Source organism: Rhodococcus sp. ARC_M5, from assembly GCF_022810405.1.
GTDB classification, from domain to species: domain Bacteria; phylum Actinomycetota; class Actinomycetes; order Mycobacteriales; family Mycobacteriaceae; genus Rhodococcoides; species Rhodococcoides navarretei.
In genome coordinates, this window is the sequence record NZ_JALGQE010000008.1 from 1 (window position 1) to 17192 (window position 17192).

At 65.1% G+C, this 17192-nt stretch carries 14 protein-coding genes and 2 tRNA genes; 10 read left to right on the forward strand and 6 right to left on the reverse strand.

The features are described from left to right. Positions 1–180: 180 nt before the first annotated feature. Positions 181–2022, reverse strand: a complete 1842-nt coding sequence (gene ilvD / locus MTX34_RS13930; RefSeq protein WP_243609765.1) for a dihydroxy-acid dehydratase — start codon at positions 2020–2022, stop codon at positions 181–183. 60 nt (positions 2023–2082) lie between these two features. Continuing rightward, positions 2083–2631 carry a PH domain-containing protein gene (locus tag MTX34_RS13935; protein WP_243609766.1) on the reverse strand — a complete coding sequence of 183 codons (549 nt, stop codon included), beginning with the start codon at positions 2629–2631 and terminating at the stop codon, positions 2083–2085. A 257-nt stretch (positions 2632–2888) separates the two neighbouring features. Between MTX34_RS13935 and MTX34_RS13940 the strand changes: the two genes are divergently transcribed. The 5 genes from MTX34_RS13940 to MTX34_RS13960 all read left to right on the forward strand — a co-directional run bounded on the left by MTX34_RS13940 (position 2889) and on the right by MTX34_RS13960 (position 9250). Then, positions 2889–4847: an acetolactate synthase large subunit gene (locus MTX34_RS13940; protein WP_243593423.1), complete on the forward strand. Its 1959-nt coding sequence runs from the start codon at positions 2889–2891 to the stop codon at positions 4845–4847. Continuing rightward, the gene (gene ilvN, locus MTX34_RS13945; protein WP_032397758.1) at positions 4844–5347 is read left to right on the forward strand and encodes an acetolactate synthase small subunit; all 504 of its coding nucleotides are present in this window, start codon (positions 4844–4846) and stop codon (positions 5345–5347) included. Before MTX34_RS13940 ends, ilvN begins: the two co-directional genes overlap by 4 nt. A 60-nt stretch (positions 5348–5407) precedes the next feature. Further along, the gene (gene ilvC, locus MTX34_RS13950; RefSeq protein WP_243609897.1) at positions 5408–6409 is read left to right on the forward strand and encodes a ketol-acid reductoisomerase; all 1002 of its coding nucleotides are present in this window, start codon (positions 5408–5410) and stop codon (positions 6407–6409) included. Positions 6410–6594: 185 nt separating this feature from the next. Beyond that, positions 6595–8190: a phosphoglycerate dehydrogenase gene (gene serA / locus MTX34_RS13955; protein ID WP_243609767.1), complete on the forward strand. Its 1596-nt coding sequence runs from the start codon at positions 6595–6597 to the stop codon at positions 8188–8190. A gap of 49 nt (positions 8191–8239) precedes the next feature. After that, positions 8240–9250 carry a 3-isopropylmalate dehydrogenase gene (locus MTX34_RS13960; RefSeq protein WP_243593421.1) on the forward strand — a complete coding sequence of 337 codons (1011 nt, stop codon included), beginning with the start codon at positions 8240–8242 and terminating at the stop codon, positions 9248–9250. 81 nt (positions 9251–9331) lie between these two features. On the opposite strand, the gene MTX34_RS13965 is transcribed toward MTX34_RS13960, so the two are convergent. After that, positions 9332–10567, reverse strand: coding sequence for an MFS transporter (locus MTX34_RS13965; protein ID WP_243593420.1), 1236 nt, complete (start codon positions 10565–10567; stop codon positions 9332–9334). Between the two features lie 132 nt (positions 10568–10699). Between MTX34_RS13965 and MTX34_RS13970 the strand changes: the two genes are divergently transcribed. Genes MTX34_RS13970 through MTX34_RS13980 form a run of 3 tightly spaced genes read left to right on the forward strand, consistent with a single transcriptional unit; the run spans position 10700 to position 14021 of the window. Then, entirely contained in the window at positions 10700–11473 is a 774-nt protein-coding gene (locus MTX34_RS13970) for a fumarylacetoacetate hydrolase family protein (RefSeq protein WP_243593419.1), read from the forward strand. 7 nt (positions 11474–11480) lie between these two features. Then, positions 11481–12956 carry a glutamate--tRNA ligase gene (gene gltX / locus MTX34_RS13975; RefSeq protein WP_243609768.1) on the forward strand — a complete coding sequence of 492 codons (1476 nt, stop codon included), beginning with the start codon at positions 11481–11483 and terminating at the stop codon, positions 12954–12956. 54 nt (positions 12957–13010) lie between these two features. Beyond that, on the forward strand, positions 13011–14021 hold the full coding sequence (locus tag MTX34_RS13980; RefSeq protein WP_243609769.1) for a YihY/virulence factor BrkB family protein: 1011 nt from the start codon (positions 13011–13013) through the stop codon (positions 14019–14021). On the opposite strand, the gene MTX34_RS13985 is transcribed toward MTX34_RS13980, so the two are convergent. Continuing rightward, positions 13973–15544 (reverse strand): bifunctional 3'-5' exonuclease/DNA polymerase, encoded by a 1572-nt coding sequence (locus MTX34_RS13985; protein WP_243609770.1) that lies wholly within the window; start codon positions 15542–15544, stop codon positions 13973–13975. The two genes, MTX34_RS13980 and MTX34_RS13985, sit on opposite strands and share 49 nt — an antisense overlap. Before the next feature lie 240 nt (positions 15545–15784). On the opposite strand from MTX34_RS13985, the gene MTX34_RS13990 reads away from it, so the two are divergent. Together MTX34_RS13990 and MTX34_RS13995 are read left to right on the forward strand one after the other, a co-directional pair. Beyond that, positions 15785–15856: transfer RNA gene (locus MTX34_RS13990), tRNA-Gln, on the forward strand. Between the two features lie 99 nt (positions 15857–15955). Then, positions 15956–16028, forward strand: a tRNA-Glu gene (locus tag MTX34_RS13995). 91 nt (positions 16029–16119) lie between these two features. Here the strand turns inward: MTX34_RS13995 and MTX34_RS14000 are convergent. Continuing rightward, positions 16120–16287 (reverse strand): DUF5302 domain-containing protein, encoded by a 168-nt coding sequence (locus MTX34_RS14000; protein WP_243609771.1) that lies wholly within the window; start codon positions 16285–16287, stop codon positions 16120–16122. A gap of 119 nt (positions 16288–16406) precedes the next feature. Continuing rightward, positions 16407–17135, reverse strand: a complete 729-nt coding sequence (locus tag MTX34_RS14005; RefSeq protein WP_243593415.1) for an IclR family transcriptional regulator — start codon at positions 17133–17135, stop codon at positions 16407–16409. Positions 17136–17192 lie beyond the last annotated feature (57 nt).

Consider the following 17192-nt stretch of genomic DNA (forward strand, 5'->3'; position numbering starts at 1 on the left):
CCGTCACGCCACTGCTACGCAGTGACCAGAACGCCATCCGAACCTGATGAGAGAAACCCGGGTGAACCATCGCAAACATCCCTAATGATCAGGCACGTTGCAACCACCGCTCGAATCCGCCCGTAGCAGACTACGAACTTCCGCTCACCTGCCTGCGTTCCGCAGGCTCCACACACCCGGTCACGGGACGTAACGAACAGCACCCTTGTCCGCTGATGTCGCCAACGCGGCGTACGCGCGTAGCGCAGTGGTCACCGTGCGCTGGCGATCGACCGGCTGCCACGGACGCTCCGACGCGTTCATCTTCGCGCGGCGTGTGTCGAGGGTCTCGTCGTCGACGAGGATTTCGAGGGTTCGAGTGGCGACGTCGATGCGCACCTGGTCGCCGTTCTCGACGAGCCCGATCACACCACCCGCCGCGGCCTCGGGGGAGATGTGTCCGATGGACAGCCCCGACGTTCCGCCGGAGAAGCGGCCGTCGGTGATCAGTGCGCAGACCTTGCCGAGACCGGCACCCTTGAGGAATGCCGTCGGATGCAGCATCTCCTGCATTCCGGGACCGCCCTTGGGTCCCTCGTAGCGAACGACCAGTACGTCACCGGGCTGAATCTTCTTCTGCAGAATGGCCGAGACGGCCTCTTCCTGCGATTCGACGACCAGTGCCGGCCCCTGGAAGGAGAACAGGTCCTCGTCGATGCCTGCAGTCTTGAGGATCGCACCGTCGAGTGCGATGTTGCCGCGGAGCACCACCAGACCGCCCTCGACCGTGTAGGCATGCTCGAGATCGCGGATGCAGCCGCCCGCGGCGTCCGTGTCCAGCGAGGACCAGCGGTTGGTCGTGGAGAACGGTTCGACTGTGCGGACGCCGCCGGGAGCGGCATGGAACAGCTCGATCGCCTCGTCGGTCGCAGCACCGGATCGGATGTCCCACGTGTCGAGCCACTCGTCGAAGCTCTTGGTGTGCACGGTCGAGACGTCGGTGTCGAGCAGGTTCGCTCGCCGCAGTTCGCCGAGGAGAGCCGGGATTCCGCCGGCGCGATGCACGTCTTCCATGTGGTAGTCGGAGTTGGGGGAGACCTTTGCCAGGCACGGGACCTTGCGGCTGATGGCGTCGATGGTGTCGAGGTCGAAGTCGACCTCACCCTCCTGCGCGGCCGCGAGGGTGTGCAGCACCGTGTTGGTCGATCCACCCATCGCCACGTCGAGAGCCATCGCGTTGCGGAATGCGGCCGGTGTGGCGATGTTGCGGGGGAGTACGGATTCGTCCTCGTCGCGGTAGTACTTCAACGCGGCCTCGACGATGGTGGTGCCTGCGCGCGTGAACAGCGCTCGGCGGGCCTCGTGCGTGGCGAGAGTCGATCCGTTCCCCGGCAATGCCAGGCCGAGGGCTTCGGTGAGGCAGTTCATCGAGTTCGCAGTGAACATGCCCGAGCAGGAACCGCACGTGGGGCACGCGCTGCGCTCGACCTCGTCGAGGCCTTCTTCGGACACCGCGTCGTTCGCGCTGGCCGAAATGGCGGTGATCAGGTCGGTCGGTGCCTGTGCGACGCCGTCGACGACCACGGCCTTGCCTGCCTCCATCGGCCCACCGGAGACGAACACGGCGGGGATGTTCAGGCGCATCGCGGCATTGAGCATGCCGGGAGTGATCTTGTCGCAGTTGGAGATGCAGACGAGCGCATCGGCGGTGTGGGCGTTGGCCATGTACTCGACGGAGTCGGCGATGATCTCGCGGCTGGGCAGCGAGTACAGCATGCCGCCGTGCCCCATGGCGATACCGTCGTCGACGGCAATGGTGTGGAACTCACGGGGAACGCCGCCTGCAGCTCGGACGGCGTCGGCGACGATCTCGCCGACGTTCTTCAGATGCACGTGGCCGGGAACGAACTGGGTGTAGGAGTTCGCGATGGCGACGATGGGTTTTCCGAAATCCGAATCGGTCATTCCGGTGGCGCGCCACAGCGAGCGTGCGCCCGCGGCATTGCGTCCGACAGTGGTGACCCGTGAGCGTAGCGGCGGCATAGTGCGTAGTCCTCGTTCGTTGCAGCGGTTTCTCGCATCGACGAGATTACTCGCCGCCGGCTACTGCTCCTTCGGTGCCTGCTCGCCGTCGTTCTCGGCGTTCTCGGCTTCCTCCCGGTCTCGATCCTCGGCTTCGGCTGCGGCCGCGGCCGCAGCGTAGGGATCCGTGATGCGGCCGCCGCTGGCCGCGGCGAGTTGGGGGAGGAGATCGAAACGCACCAACGGCAGCGACTTCTCGCTCTTGTCGGTGAGCACCACGCGCCCCCACCGGCGATCCGGGAAGTGGAGACCCACGACCGATTCCCATGCGATCACGTCGGAACCCACGAACCGTCGAGCAGTGATCGCCTCGGGGGTGATCACGGTGCGCACTCGAAAGACCCAGATGCCCGCGACGATGGGCAGAATCAGCAGCCAACCCATGGCCACAGGCCAGCTGGCGGCCGTCAGTCCCGTGCCGAACAACAGCAGTCCCACGCCGAGGAGCGCGAGACGCGGGACGCGAATGACCTGCCTGGTCGACGGTTGCGGTGCCTCGGCACCGTTCGGTGACTCAGGGGCAGTGTGGGATGATGGCCGAGGTGGTTCGGACTGCTGCGAAGACGACACCCATTCATCTTCGCATTGCATCTACGCGATCTCACATAATGGGATTGCGTCGTGACGAGTTTGACTCTTCCCTGTGCGCGCGCCTACCGTCGAGCGCGTGAAGCGGAATTGGATACTCGTAATCGGCCGGCGCGTCAACGCCTGAGCCGGTTGTTCAAACTCGCATCGACGCGCCACCCTCGTACAGCACATGCTGACGGGGGTTTTTTCTTGCCCAGAGATCGCCCAGCACTTTCACATTCCTGAGGAAGCAATCAGTGAGCGCACCAACCGCACGCCCAGGGCCCACGACCCGCAGGTCGGGGACAGCCTCCAGCCCGTCCACCTCCAGCTCGTCCGCTGAAGCGGCGACCGACGGATCGCGACGTCATGTCGCACCGGAGAAGGTCACCGGCGCACAGTCGGTCGTTCGAGCCCTCGAGGAACTCGACGTCGACACCGTATTCGGAATTCCCGGTGGCGCGGTCCTCCCGGTCTACGACCCGCTCTTCGACTCCGTCAAGGTGCGCCATGTGTTGGTGCGTCACGAGCAGGGTGCAGGCCACGCAGCCACCGGCTACGCCCAGGCGACCGGCAGGGTCGGCGTCTGCATGGCGACCTCCGGCCCGGGTGCGACCAACCTCGTCACCCCGTTGGCCGATGCACAGATGGACTCGGTGCCCATCGTCGCGATCACCGGTCAGGTCGCGCGCAGCCTCATCGGCACCGACGGCTTCCAGGAAGCCGATATCTCGGGCATCACGATGCCCATCACCAAGCACAACTTCCTGATCACCGACGGCGCGGACATCCCGCGCATCATGGCCGAGGCCTTCTACATCGCGGCCTCGGGTCGTCCCGGTGCCGTGCTCGTCGACATCCCGAAGGATGTGCTGCAGGCGCAGACCACGTTCTCGTGGCCGCCGGAGATGCGTCTGCCCGGGTACCGTCCGGTCACCAAGCCGCACGGCAAGCAGGTTCGTGAGGCAGCGCGGTACATCGCCGACGCCAAGCAGCCGGTGCTGTACGTCGGTGGTGGCGTCATCAAGGCCAATGCCTCGGCAGAACTTCTCGAGCTGGCAGAACTGACCGGCATCCCGGTCGTCACCACGCTGATGGCGCGCGGGGCGTTCCCCGACACCCACCAGCTGAACCTGGGCATGCCGGGTATGCACGGCACCGTGGCCGCGGTGGCTGCACTGCAGCGCAGTGATCTGCTCATCACGCTCGGTGCTCGGTTCGACGACCGCGTCACCGGTCAGCTCTCGTCCTTTGCGCCGGATGCCAAGGTCATCCATGCCGACATCGACCCGGCCGAGATCGGTAAGAACCGGTACGCGGACGTGCCGATCGTGGGCGACTGCGGCGAGGTCATCACCGAGCTGATCGAGGCTCTGCGGGCCGATCGCGCGACCGGAACGACTCTCGATCTCGAGCAGTGGTGGGTCTACCTCGACGGCATCCGCAAGACGTACCCGTTGAGCTACGACCGTCCGTCCGACGGTTCCATGTCGCCCGAGTTCGTCATCTCCTCGGTCGGGAAGTTCGCCGGTCCCGACGCGATCTACTGTGCGGGCGTCGGCCAGCACCAAATGTGGGCTGCCCAGTTCATCAACTACGAGAAGCCGCGCACGTGGCTCAACTCGGGTGGCCTCGGCACGATGGGATACGCGGTCCCGGCCGCGATGGGTGCCAAGATGGGCCTTCCCGACGCCGAGGTGTGGGCCATCGACGGCGACGGCTGCTTCCAGATGACCAATCAGGAGCTGGCTACCTGCGCGGTCGAGGGCATCCCGATCAAGGTTGCGCTCATCAACAACGGCAACCTCGGCATGGTTCGCCAGTGGCAGACCCTGTTCTACGAGGAGCGATACTCCAACACCAATCTCGGCACCCACGGTGCGGTCCGCATCCCGGACTTCGTGAAGCTCGCCGAGGCACTGGGTTGCGTCGGGCTTCGGTGCGAGCGGGAAGAGGACGTCGACGCGGTGATCGCGGAGGCCCGGGCCATCAACGATCGTCCGGTCGTCATCGACTTCATCGTCGGAGCAGACGCTCAGGTGTGGCCGATGGTCGCGGCCGGAACGGGCAACGACGAGATCATGGCCGCGCGTGGAATTCGACCGCTGTTCGACGACGACGAGACCGTGGGCACCGAGCCCGGTATCGACGACGCGATGGAACGCGAGCAGGCGCCGCACCCGATGAACAACGACGTGAAAGGCACCGACAAGTGAGCACGAGCCATACCCTCAGCGTCCTCGTCGAGGACAAGCCAGGTGTGCTGGCCCGCGTCGCTGCGCTGTTCTCGCGCCGTGGATTCAACATCTCCTCGCTCGCCGTCGGCGGCACGGAGATCCCCGAGATCTCCCGCATGACGATCGTGGTGACCGTCGACGAGTTCCCGCTCGAGCAGGTGACCAAGCAGCTCAACAAACTCATCAACGTCATCAAGATCGTCGAGCAGGACGACGATTCCTCGGTGGCCCGCGAGTTGGTGCTGATCAAGGTTCGCGCCGATGCCAGCGTGCGCAGCGAGGTCATCGAAACGGTGAACCTGTTCCGCGCCAAGGTGATCGACGTGTCTCCCGAGGCCGTGACGGTCGAAGCGACGGGCACCCGCTCGAAGCTCGACGCGTTGCTGAAGATGTTGGACCCCTATGGAATTCGAGAAATAGTTCAGTCGGGAGTCGTTGCCGTCGGACGTGGACCGAAATCGATCACCGCGTCGCGCTGAGCGACGGCGGTGACATTCAGCGAAATCGAAGAGGAAAGGTTACAAACAGTGGCAGTCGAGATGTTCTACGACGACGATGCTGATCTGTCGATCATCCAGGGCCGCAAGGTCGCTGTGATCGGTTACGGAAGCCAGGGCCACGCTCACTCGCTGAGCTTGCGCGACTCCGGTGTCGATGTGCGCATCGGCCTGGCGGCGGGCTCGAAGTCCCGTGCCAAGGCGGAGGAGCAGGGCCTGAAGGTCGGCACTCCTGCCGAGGTGTCCGAGTGGGCCGATGTGATCATGGTGCTCGCGCCCGATACCGCGCAGGCGAAGATCTTCTCCGAGGAGATCGAGCCCAAACTGAAGGACGGCGACGCGCTGTTCTTCGGCCACGGTCTCAACATTCACTTCGACCTGATCAAGGCTCCCGAGTTCGTCACCGTCGGCATGGTCGCTCCCAAGGGCCCCGGCCACCTGGTGCGTCGCCAGTTCGTCGACGGCAAGGGCGTTCCCGCGCTCATCGCCATCGACCAGGATCCCAAGGGCGAGGGCCAGGCACTGGCGCTGTCCTGGGCCAAGGGCATCGGTGGAACGCGCGCAGGCGTCATCAAGACCACGTTCAAGGAAGAGACCGAGACCGACCTCTTCGGCGAGCAGGCCGTGCTGTGCGGCGGCACCGAGGAGCTCGTCAAGACGGGCTTCGAGGTCATGGTCGAGGCCGGCTACGCGCCCGAGATGGCGTACTTCGAGGTGCTGCACGAGCTCAAGCTCATCGTCGACCTCATGTACGAGGGCGGCATTGCTCGGATGAACTACTCGGTGTCCGACACCGCGGAGTTCGGCGGCTACCTCTCCGGACCGCGCGTCATCGATGCAGGCACCAAGGAGCGCATGAAGGCGATCCTGGCCGACATCCAGTCGGGTGAGTTCACCCGTCGTCTGGTCGCCAACGTCGAGAACGGCAACACCGAGCTCGAAGGCCTGCGCAAGGCAAACGCCGAGCATCCCATCGAGGTCACCGGCAAGAAGCTGCGCGACCTGATGAGCTGGGTCGATCGCCCGATCACCGAAACGGCCTGATTCTCATCGAATCACGCTCTCGCACACGCTGATCGAAGGGCACTCCTGCGCCGGTAGGGGTGCCCTTCGACGCGTGAATCAGGTGGCGTCACAGCTCGACGTCCCCGACCTCTAAACTGTTTCTGCTGCACCAGCTCCGACTTTCACCGACAAACAGTCTCGAACCGACATAGGGAGTTCTTCACGTGAGCCAGCCAGGCCGTCCTGTCGTTCTGATCGCCGACAAACTTGCGCCGTCCACCGTCGAGGCATTGGGCGACGGCGTCGAGGTCCGTTGGGTCGACGGCCCGGACCGCCCCGCGCTGCTCGCCGCGGTTCCCGAGGCCGACGCGATCCTGGTGCGTTCCGCGACCACGGTCGATGCCGAGGTGCTCGCCGCCGGAACCAACCTCAAGATCGTCGCCCGCGCCGGTGTCGGCCTGGACAACGTCGACGTACCTGCAGCCACCGAGCGCGGTGTCCTCGTCGTCAACGCACCGACCTCCAACATTCACACGGCGGCGGAGCATGCAGTGACGCTGCTGCTGTCGGCCGCGCGCCAGATCCCCGCTGCCGACGCCACACTGCGTCAGCACGAGTGGAAGCGCAGCAAGTTCAACGGTGTGGAGATCTTCGGCAAGACCGTCGGCGTCGTCGGACTCGGCCGAATCGGTCAGCTGTTCGCTCAGCGTCTCGCCGCATTCGAGACCCACATCATCGCGTACGACCCCTACGTCTCGTCTGCTCGGGCCGCTCAGCTCGGCATCGAACTGGTGAGCCTGGACGAGCTGCTCGAGCGCGCCGACATGTTCTCGGTGCACCTGCCGAAGACCCCGGAGACCAAGGGAATCATCGGCAAGGAAGCTCTTGCCAAGACCAAGCCCGGTGTCATCGTCGTCAACGCCGCTCGAGGTGGACTGGTCGACGAGCATGCCCTGGCCGACGCCATCACCAGTGGCCACGTCTTCGCCGCCGGAATCGACGTCTACGCCTCCGAGCCGTGCACCGACAGCCCCCTGTTCGAGCTGCCGCAGGTCGTCGTGACCCCGCACCTCGGCGCGTCGACCACCGAGGCCCAGGACCGCGCAGGCACCGATGTGGCCAAGTCGGTATTGCTCGCTCTCGCAGGCGAATTCGTGCCCGACGCGGTCAACGTCAAGGGTGGTGCCGTCGGCGAAGAGGTGTCGCCGTGGCTCGAGATCGTGCGCAAGCAGGGTGTGCTGCTCGGCGCTCTGTCCACCGAACTTCCCACGTCGTTGTCGGTCGACGTTCGCGGTGAACTGGCCGGGGAGGACGTCGAGATCCTCAAGCTCTCGGCGCTGCGCGGACTGTTCTCCGCCGTCATCGAGGATTCGGTCACGTTCGTCAACGCCCCGTCGCTCGCCGAGGAGCGTGGCGTCACCGCCGAGGTCACCACGGCGTCCGAAAGCGAGAACCATCGCAGTGTCGTCGACATCCGCGCCGTCTACGGCGACGGTTCGGTGCTCAACGTCGCCGGCACTCTGACCGGCACCACGCAGGTCGAGAAGATCGTCAACATCAACGGCCGCAACTTCGACCTGCGTGCCGAAGGCAAGAACCTCATCGTCAACTACGCGGATCAGCCCGGCAGCCTCGGCCGGATCGGCACCTTGCTCGGCGATGCCGGCATCGACATCCAGGCCGCCGCACTGAGCCAGGACTCCGAGGGTGACGGTGCAACGATTCTGCTGCGCGTCGACAAGGACGTTCCGGCGGAGTTGAGCGCGAGCATCGCCACCGCGGTCGGCGCGTCCACCATCGAGCTGGTCGACCTGTCCTGAGCATCGCTCGCCGTCGATCGAACGAATTCGAAGAATCACGAGGAGTGAGATGAAGCTGGCCGTCATCGCCGGAGACGGTATCGGACCCGAGGTCGTCACCGAGGCACTCGCCGTGCTCGACGTGGTTGCACCCGGTGCCGAGAAGACCGAGTACGACCTCGGTGCGCGTCGCTACAACGCCACCGGGGAGCTGCTGCCGGACTCCGTGTTGGCGGAACTGCGTGAGCACGATGCAATTCTGTTGGGAGCCATCGGAGATCCGTCGGTGCCGAGCGGCGTGCTCGAGCGTGGACTGCTGTTGCGAGCTCGGTTCGAGCTCGACCATCACATCAATCTGCGCCCCGCCAAGCTGTACCCAGGCGTGGTCGGACCGCTGGCCGGTGACAAGCAGATCGACGTCGTCGTCGTGCGTGAGGGCACCGAGGGTCCGTACACCGGAAACGGTGGTGCGCTTCGTGTCGGCACGCCGCACGAGGTGGCCACCGAGGTCAGCGTCAACACCCGCTACGGCGTCGAACGGGTGGTGCGCAACGGTTTCGAGCGGGCGCTCACTCGCAAGAAGCATCTGACACTGCTGCACAAGACCAACGTGTTGACCTTCGCGGGCAGCCTGTGGGCCCGCACGGTGGACGAGGTCTCGTCCGAGTTCCCGGACGTGGAGGTCGCGTACCAGCACATCGATGCCGCGATGATTCACCTCGTGACCGACCCGGGCCGATTCGATGTCATCGTCACCGACAATCTGTTCGGCGATATCGTGACCGATCTCTCGGCAGCGGTGACCGGCGGAATCGGTTTGGCCGCAAGTGGAAACATCGACGCCACCGGTACCAACCCCAGCATGTTCGAGCCGGTCCACGGCAGCGCGCCGGACATTGCCGGGCAGCAGAAGGCCGATCCGACGGCCGCGATCCTGTCGGTATCGCTGCTACTGGCGCACCTCGGCGACGCATCGAACGCTGCACGGGTCGAGGCTGCTGTTGCAGCGGATCTCGCCGAGCGGGGAACCGCTACTGCGTCGACGAAAGAGATCGGCGCTCGAATCGCCGCTCGCCTGTAACCCTCACATCACGACATGCCACGGTGGGCCGACAGCCCACCGTGGCATGTCGTGTATCGCGGCCACGTCACCTTCGGCATGTCACACGGTGCGGTCTGCACCCTGGTCGGACGTCTCGTCCGTGGGCTGGGGTGCCGGATCGTCGGGCACGATCGGTAGGGAGAGCGCGGGAAATACCGCAGATACCAGGAATGCGACGGGAAAGCTGATCGCCGCGATTGCGCCGAACACCGGCGGTACAGCCGAGGCGAACACGTACTGACTCGTGTTCTGCACCCCGAGAGCGCGTCCGCTCCAATACGGTCCCGAGATTTCCGCGACCGCAGTGAACGCGAGGCCGTTCGGGGCAACGGTGGCGACCGACGCGACGACGAGCAGGACGATGGCGGCGGGGGAGTCGAACCAGTCGGCGATGCCGAGCCCGAGCATGCTGGCAGCGGCAGTCACGGCTACCCACCTCAACGGCCGCATGCGGCTACCGACACGATCGGACAGCGCGCCGACGCTCATCCGGCCCAGTGCACCGAGAATCTGGGTCACCGTGACAAGGACGCCCGCGGCCGCGGCGGTCCACCCTCGGTCGGTCATCAGCCAGACGAGCGCATACGTCCAGACCACGTACTGCGGTACCACCAGCAGGATGGACGTGGCATGAATGCGCCACAGTTGGCTGCTGCTGCGATACGGATTGTCCAGCAGACCCTGCGCCGCCGCATCGACGCGGTTCGGACGGGGCGGGTCGACGACCGCGAGACACAGCAGGGCGCTCGCAGCGCACACGGCAGCGGGGACGAGCAGTGCCGCTCCGACGCCGTGGTCACGAGCGATGGGCGGGATGGTCAGTGCCGCGACGGCCACGCCGAGGGGCACCGACATCTGTCTGATCCCCATGGCCAGTCCACGACGATGCGGCGGGAACCACCCCACCACCACGCGTCCGCTCGCACTGTTCGCGCTGGCCGCTGCCATACCGCCGATCAACAGCAGGACCGCGAGCACCGGGATGGAGGTGCTGACCACTGCGGCGAGACTGGCTGCGGCCGTGAGTCCGAGCCCGATCGCCAGGACGAGTCGTTCGCCGATGCGGTCGACGAGCACGCCCCATGCGATGAGGGTCAGCATGATGCCCACGGTGGGCATCGCAACCACGAATCCTGCGGTCGCAAGGCCGAGTCCTCGGTCGTCGTGCAGGGCGGGAATGAGAAATGCAGCACCGTTGATGAAGACGGCACCTGCAGTCTGCGCGAGCATCCCGAGCACGAGCATGAACCACCGTCGCGTCTCGCCGATACTGGACAACTGGTTCGTGGCGCTCATTCCGGCCTCCCGTCTCAATATATGGACTTCAAATCTTGCTATATGGATATGACCGGGAACATTACACCGGCGAAAGATCGGCGGATCGGACGGCATCGACGTACGGAGAATGGCGGTCGATAGACTTTCGACATGCGTCTCGGTCGAATTGCAAGTCCTGATGGTGTGGCATTCGTGAGTATCGAAGGTGAGGGGGATGCCCGGACGGCGAAGGAAATTGCCGAACATCCTTTCGGCACACCGACGTTCACCGGTCGATCGTGGCCACTGGCCGACGTTCGGCTGCTCGCGCCGATCCTCGCCAGCAAGGTCATCGCCATCGGTAAGAACTACGCCGCGCACGTGGCCGAGATGGGCGGTGAGGCACCGAAGGATCCCGTCATCTTCATCAAGCCGAACACCTCCATCGTCGGGCCCGGTGCGTCCATCGTGCTGCCGCCGTCGTCGAACGAGGTGCACTACGAGGGTGAACTGGCCATCGTGATCGGTCGTCCGTGCAAGGACGTGCCTGCCTCGAAGGCATACGACGTGGTGCTCGGATACACCGTCGCCAACGACGTCTCGGCACGCGACCACCAGAAGCACGACGGGCAATGGACCCGGGCGAAAGGGCACGACACGTTCTGCCCCCTCGGGCCGTGGATCGAGACGTCCCTCGACCCTTCCGATCTCGAGATCAAGACCGAGGTCGACGGCGTCGTCAAGCAGCAGAGCCGCACTTCGCTTCTGCTGCACGATATTCCGAAGATCATCGAATGGGTGTCCGCGGTGATGACGCTGCTCCCCGGAGACGTCATTCTCACCGGAACTCCGGAAGGAGTCGGACCCATGACCGACGGAGACAGTGTGTCGATCACCGTCGAGGGAATCGGAACCTTGACCAACCCAGTCGCAGCGAAGAAGTAGGACAACGATGACCACAGCAACAGATGTGCGCGTTCGGTTCTGCCCGTCGCCCACTGGTACCCCGCACGTCGGTCTGGTCCGAACCGCGCTGTTCAACTGGGCTTTCGCTCGCCACCACGGCGGAAAATTCGTCTTCCGTATCGAGGACACCGACGCCGCACGCGACTCCGAGGAGTCCTACGCCGCCCTGCTCGACGCACTGCGCTGGCTCGGACTCGAATGGGACGAGGGCCCCGAGGTGGGTGGCCCGTACGAGCCATACCGCCAGTCGTTGCGTCGCGAACAGCACACGGCCGTCGTTCGGCAGCTGCTCGACGCAGGCGAGGCCTACGAATCGTTCTCCACGCCGGAGGAGGTCGAAGCTCGGCACAAGGCTGCCGGACGCGACCCCAAGCTCGGCTACGACAACTTCGACCGCGATCTGACCCCGGAGCAGCGGCAGGGTTTCCTCGACGAGGGGCGCGGAGCCGTCGTTCGGTTGCGTATGCCCGATCACGATCTGGCGTGGAACGACCTCGTACGCGGGGAGACCACGTTCAAGGCGGAGACGGTTCCCGACTTCGCGTTGACCCGCGGCAACGGAGTTCCGTTGTACACGTTGGTCAATCCGGTCGACGACGCCCTGATGAAGATCACCCACGTTCTGCGCGGCGAGGATCTGCTGTCGTCGACGCCCCGTCAGCTGGCCCTCTACGAGGCGTTGATCCGGATAGGCGTGGCCGATCGAACCCCCGAGTTCGGTCATCTGCCCTTCGTGATGGGCCAGGGCAACAAGAAGCTGTCCAAGCGCGATCCCGAAGCAGACCTCTTCATCCACCGCGATCGGGGATTCATTCCGGAGGGGCTGCTGAACTACCTTGCTCTTCTCGGATGGGGCATCTCGGACGATCACGATGTCTTCTCGCTCGACGACATGGTCGCGGCGTTCGAGATCTCTTCGGTCAATTCCAATCCCGCGCGCTTCGACCAGAAGAAGGCCGACGCCATCAACGCCGAGCACATCCGGTTGCTTGCGGCCGACGATTTCGCGGCACGACTACGGGAATACCTGGTTGCTCGAGGACATCTCACCGAGCCGATCGACGAGGCGACATTCGCCGTCGCAGCCGATCTGGTGCAGACCCGCATCGTCGTCCTGTCGGACGCCTGGGGACTGCTGAAGTTCCTGTTCGTCGACGAGGCAGACTTCGAGATCGACCCCGCGGCCGCGGCCAAGAACCTCGGTGCCGATGCCGCACCCGTTCTCGATGCCGCCATCGAGGCGTTGACGGCGTTGCAGACGTGGACCACGGCGGACTTGGAGGCGACTCTGAAGGATGCGTTGATCGAGAAGCTGGAGTTGAAGCCGCGCAAGGCTTTTGCCCCGGTGCGAGTGGGAGTGACCGGATCGCACATCAGCCCGCCGTTGTACGAGTCGATGGAGCTGCTCGGCCGCGAGAAGACCCTCGCTCGGCTGGCAGCGGCACGCGCGCAGACGGTGTGACGGCGTGACGGCGCACTGCTGCCGACGCAGACAGGTCGTCCAGGAACACCGCGAATGAGCGTCGCCGACCGACTGGATCGGCTTCAGCGCAGGCGTCCGGTCCTCGGCTTTCCCATAGCGGTGGTCTACAAGTTCGTCGACGATCAGGGTGGATACCTGGCTGCTCTGATCACGTACTACGCGTTCGTCTCGCTCTTTCCTGCGCTGCTGCTCTTCTCCGTGATTCTGGGCATCGTGTTGATGGGCAATCCGGAGCTGCAACAACAGATCCTGAACTCGGCTCTCGGTCAGATCCCGGCGATCGGGGACGAACTGGGGCGTCCCGAACGTATCGGTGGCGGCACGGTGGGTCTGACGGTGGGTATCCTCGGGTCGCTGTACGGCGGGCTCGGTGTGTCGGTTGCGCTGCAGAACGCGATGAACACCGCATGGGCCGTGCCGAAGAACATACGGCCCGATCCCATTCGGGCCCGGGTGCGTGGATTGGGTTTGCTGAGCACAGTCGGTCTGGCTGTCCTGGGGATCACGGCAGTCAATGTGCTCAGTGCCGCGGGCTATTTCGGCCCGGAATCCGGCCTGGTGGTGTTCGTGATGGGCACCCTGCTCTACGTCGGAGTGTTCATCGTTGCGTTCAGGCTCGCGACAGTGCGTCCGGTGTCGATCGGACAGGTGTGGCCGGGTGCCGTCGCGGCCGGCCTGACGTGGCAGCTGTTGCAGACCTTCGGCAGTGTCTACGTGAAGTACGTAGCCGGGAGTGCGTCCGTGACGAACGGTGTCTTTGCAGTCGTGCTCGGGCTGTTGGCCTTTCTGTACGTGACCTCGATATCGATTGTGATCTGCATCGAGATCAACGTGGTTCGTGTCGACAGGCTGTTCCCGCGCGCTCTGCTGGGTCCGTTCACCGACGACGTCGAACTGACCGAAGGTGACAAACTCACCTACACCGGGCAGGCAGAAGCGCAGCGCAGTACTGCGTTCGAGGAAATCGATGTGACGTTCGAGGATCCACCGAGCGCTCAGTCGGACTCCGACTCGGCGTCCGGCTCGGCAGCCGGGGCACCGTAGAAGCGGTCGATCCTGGTCTCCATCGGAAAGCGCACCGCCGTGTCACCGAACATCAGGCGCGTAGCCGAGTCCGCCGCCGCCGCAACGGCCTCGGATACCCACGGTGCGTCGTCGAGTGGACAATGCACCACCACTTCGTCGTGTTGAAAGAACACCAACTCGCTTCTGCTCGACCACAACCGTCCGCGTAGATCTGCCAACAGACACAAAGCCCATTCGGCTGCGGTCGCCTGCACCACGAAGTTGCGGGTGAATCGGCCACGGGCATGGGCGTCACCGGTGGACCACCACTGCGGCGTAGGGGGAGGGCAGGCCCGGCCCAGCCATGACCGGACCACCTCGCCGCGCTCACCGGCCCGCGCTGCCTCTTCCACGACCGCCACCGCATCGGGAAATCTCGCGCGTAGGCGAGTCAGCAACGAACGAGCCTCGCCCGACGTCGCGCCGTACAGCACTCCGAGAACCGCGACCTTGGCGTGCGCACGATCACCGTCGAACGACTCGGCCGCGACGGGGGCGTAGAGATCCGCTGTGCCCGCAGCGGCGACCATGCGTGGGTCACCCGACATCGCGGCGAGAATGCGGGGTTCCAACTGGCCGGCGTCGGCCGCAACGAAGGTGTGCCCGGGGTTGGCGATCACGCTGGCGCGCAGCGGTTTCGGGATCTGCAACCCCCCACCGCCGCGGCTCGCCCAGCGGCCGGAGACGACGGCCCCGGGGACGTAGACCGGTCGAAAACGATCCTCGCGAACCCACGCGTCCAGCCATGCCCACCCGTTGGTGCTGTGTAGTTTCGACAGATCTCGGTGGCGAAGCAGCAGCGGCACCGCAGGATGGTCGATGTCTCGGATCATGTGTGCACGAGTGGATGTGAGCTCGATCCCGGCGCGCGCGAAAGCGGCGACCACCTCCGCGGGTGAGCCAGGGTTCACGCGGCGCCCGAACGCCGACGAGATCTCGTTCTCGAGCTTCACCAATGCAGGGGGAGTCGAACCGTCGACCGGCCTCGCACCGAGCGTCGCGTCGAGGTGCCGCCGATGCGCGGCGGCCGAGAACGGCAATCCGTCGAACGTCATCTCCGCCGCGGCCAGACCTCCGGCCGATTCGGCGGCCGCCAACAGCTGCAGCGCCCGATCGTCACCGATCTCCTCGCTCTGACGGCGATAGTCGGCGAGCACTGCCACGGGATCGGCCTGCGGGTCGGCGTCGAACAATCCGGGTCGAAGGTCTGCGGGTGTCGACGGCACCGTAGTGCGCCCCGTTCGCATCGCGAGAATGGCATCGACGAGGGCGAGATCATGGCAGCGCCGCACCCGCACCCCACCGTCGAGCAGTCGCGGGTAGATGCGGCTCGTGTCCTCCCACACCCAACGGGGAGCGTGCTCTCGCTCGATGGCGGCCACGGAGCCCACCAGATCGTCGGTGACCTCTTCGGCAGGGGAACTGCCGCCGGACGGAGAGCCGTCCTCGTCGAGGCGGATCAGCACCGCACGGTTGCCCTGGGGAACGAGCAGCACCTTCATCGGCGTCTGCGAACTTCGAGAACGCTCACGAAACTGAAGTCTGCTTCATGCTCGGCGGCGGACGGTGCGCGGGTTCTGCGTTCACGCGGTGGTGTTCGAGCCGGTATCGCGGGCAGTCGAGGGCGGTTACCAGGGCTCTGAGCAGCCGATTTGGAGAATGGGTAGTGACCTTTGATAGTCTCTATCCCGGCTCGAAACGCAGTGCACATCGATCGGATGCGCATTTCGATTCAAGTCCATTGGGGTATGGTGTAATTGGCAACACAGCGGTTTCTGGTACCGCCATTCTAGGTTCGAGTCCTGGTACCCCAGCGAGCAGGTGAGCGGCGATTTTGCCGCCGATGCCGAGGCAGTTAAGCTACCTCAGCATCACGTGTTCGATACAGCGTCAACAATGCAGGTGAAGTTCCTGGCCCCGTCGTCTAGCGGCCTAGGACGCCGCCCTCTCAAGGCGGTAGCGCGGGTTCGAATCCCGTCGGGGCTACGAAGACAGCACCCCCTCGATCTCCGGATCGAGGGGGTGCTGTCGTTTCGGTGTGACCGTCGTTTCGGCTGTGCGGTGGTCTCGCTTCGCGTCAGACGCTCTTGCGACGGAACATCTTCTGGTGATCGGCCGGACCGTGGACGTTGTTCACCTTGGGGCCACCGTCCTTGTGATCGACGGAATTGTGCGATCTGCTGTTCTTCTGTTCGAGAACCTCGCGGAACTTCTTCTTCAATTCTTCGCTGCCGGATTCTGACATGGGGCACTCCTCGCAGTCGGCGACCGGCCGGGTGGGCCGTTCGAGACGAACGTACTCCACTTCCGCGGCCTCTTCAGCCGGTTTTTTCGTGCTGCAGTCGATCGGCCTCGGTGCGGTGCTCAGAGGCGCTTGTGCAGCGCGTCGGCTGCGGCGAGCAGGTCTGCTGCCCAGCGTGCGCCCGGCTTGCGTCCGATGCGGTCGATCGGGCCGGACACCGAGATCGCGGCCACCACAGTGTCGTTGCTGTCGCGCACCGGCGCGGCGACGCTGGCGACGCCCGGCTCACGTTCACCTGCGCTCTGTGCCCACCCTCGCCTGCGGATCTCCAGCAGGACCCGTTCGCCGAATTCGGCGTCCGGCAGCACTGTGCGTTGGGTCTGCGAATCTGCCCACGCAAGAAGCACTTTGGCACCGGAGCCGGCTGTCATGGGTAGCCGGGCACCGACGAGCACGGTATCTCGGAGACCGGTCGGGGGCTCCATGGATGCGACACAGACGCGTACGGTCCCCTCGCGGCGGTAGATCTGCACGCTCTCGCCGGTGATTTCGCGAAGCCGAGGCAGTACCGATGCGGCGGCCTCGAGTAACGCGTCAGACGCGCTGGCCGCCAGTTCCCCGAGTGCCGGACCGGTGCGCCACAGGCCGTCGGCATCGCGAACGAGAAGTCTGTGGGACTCGAGGCCGACAGCGAGGCGGTGGGCGGTGGCGCGGGGCAGGCCGGTTCGAGCGCACAGGTCGCCCAGATTGCATGGCTTCTCGGCCACCGCGTGCAGCACTGCCATCGCCTTGTCGAGTACGCCGATGCCACTCGATTTGTCGACGAGGCCGCCCAGGCTATGCTGTCTCATAGAACGATATTAGCCTCCCGAATGCTGAGATTGCACAACTGCGAGAAGTCCAGCGTG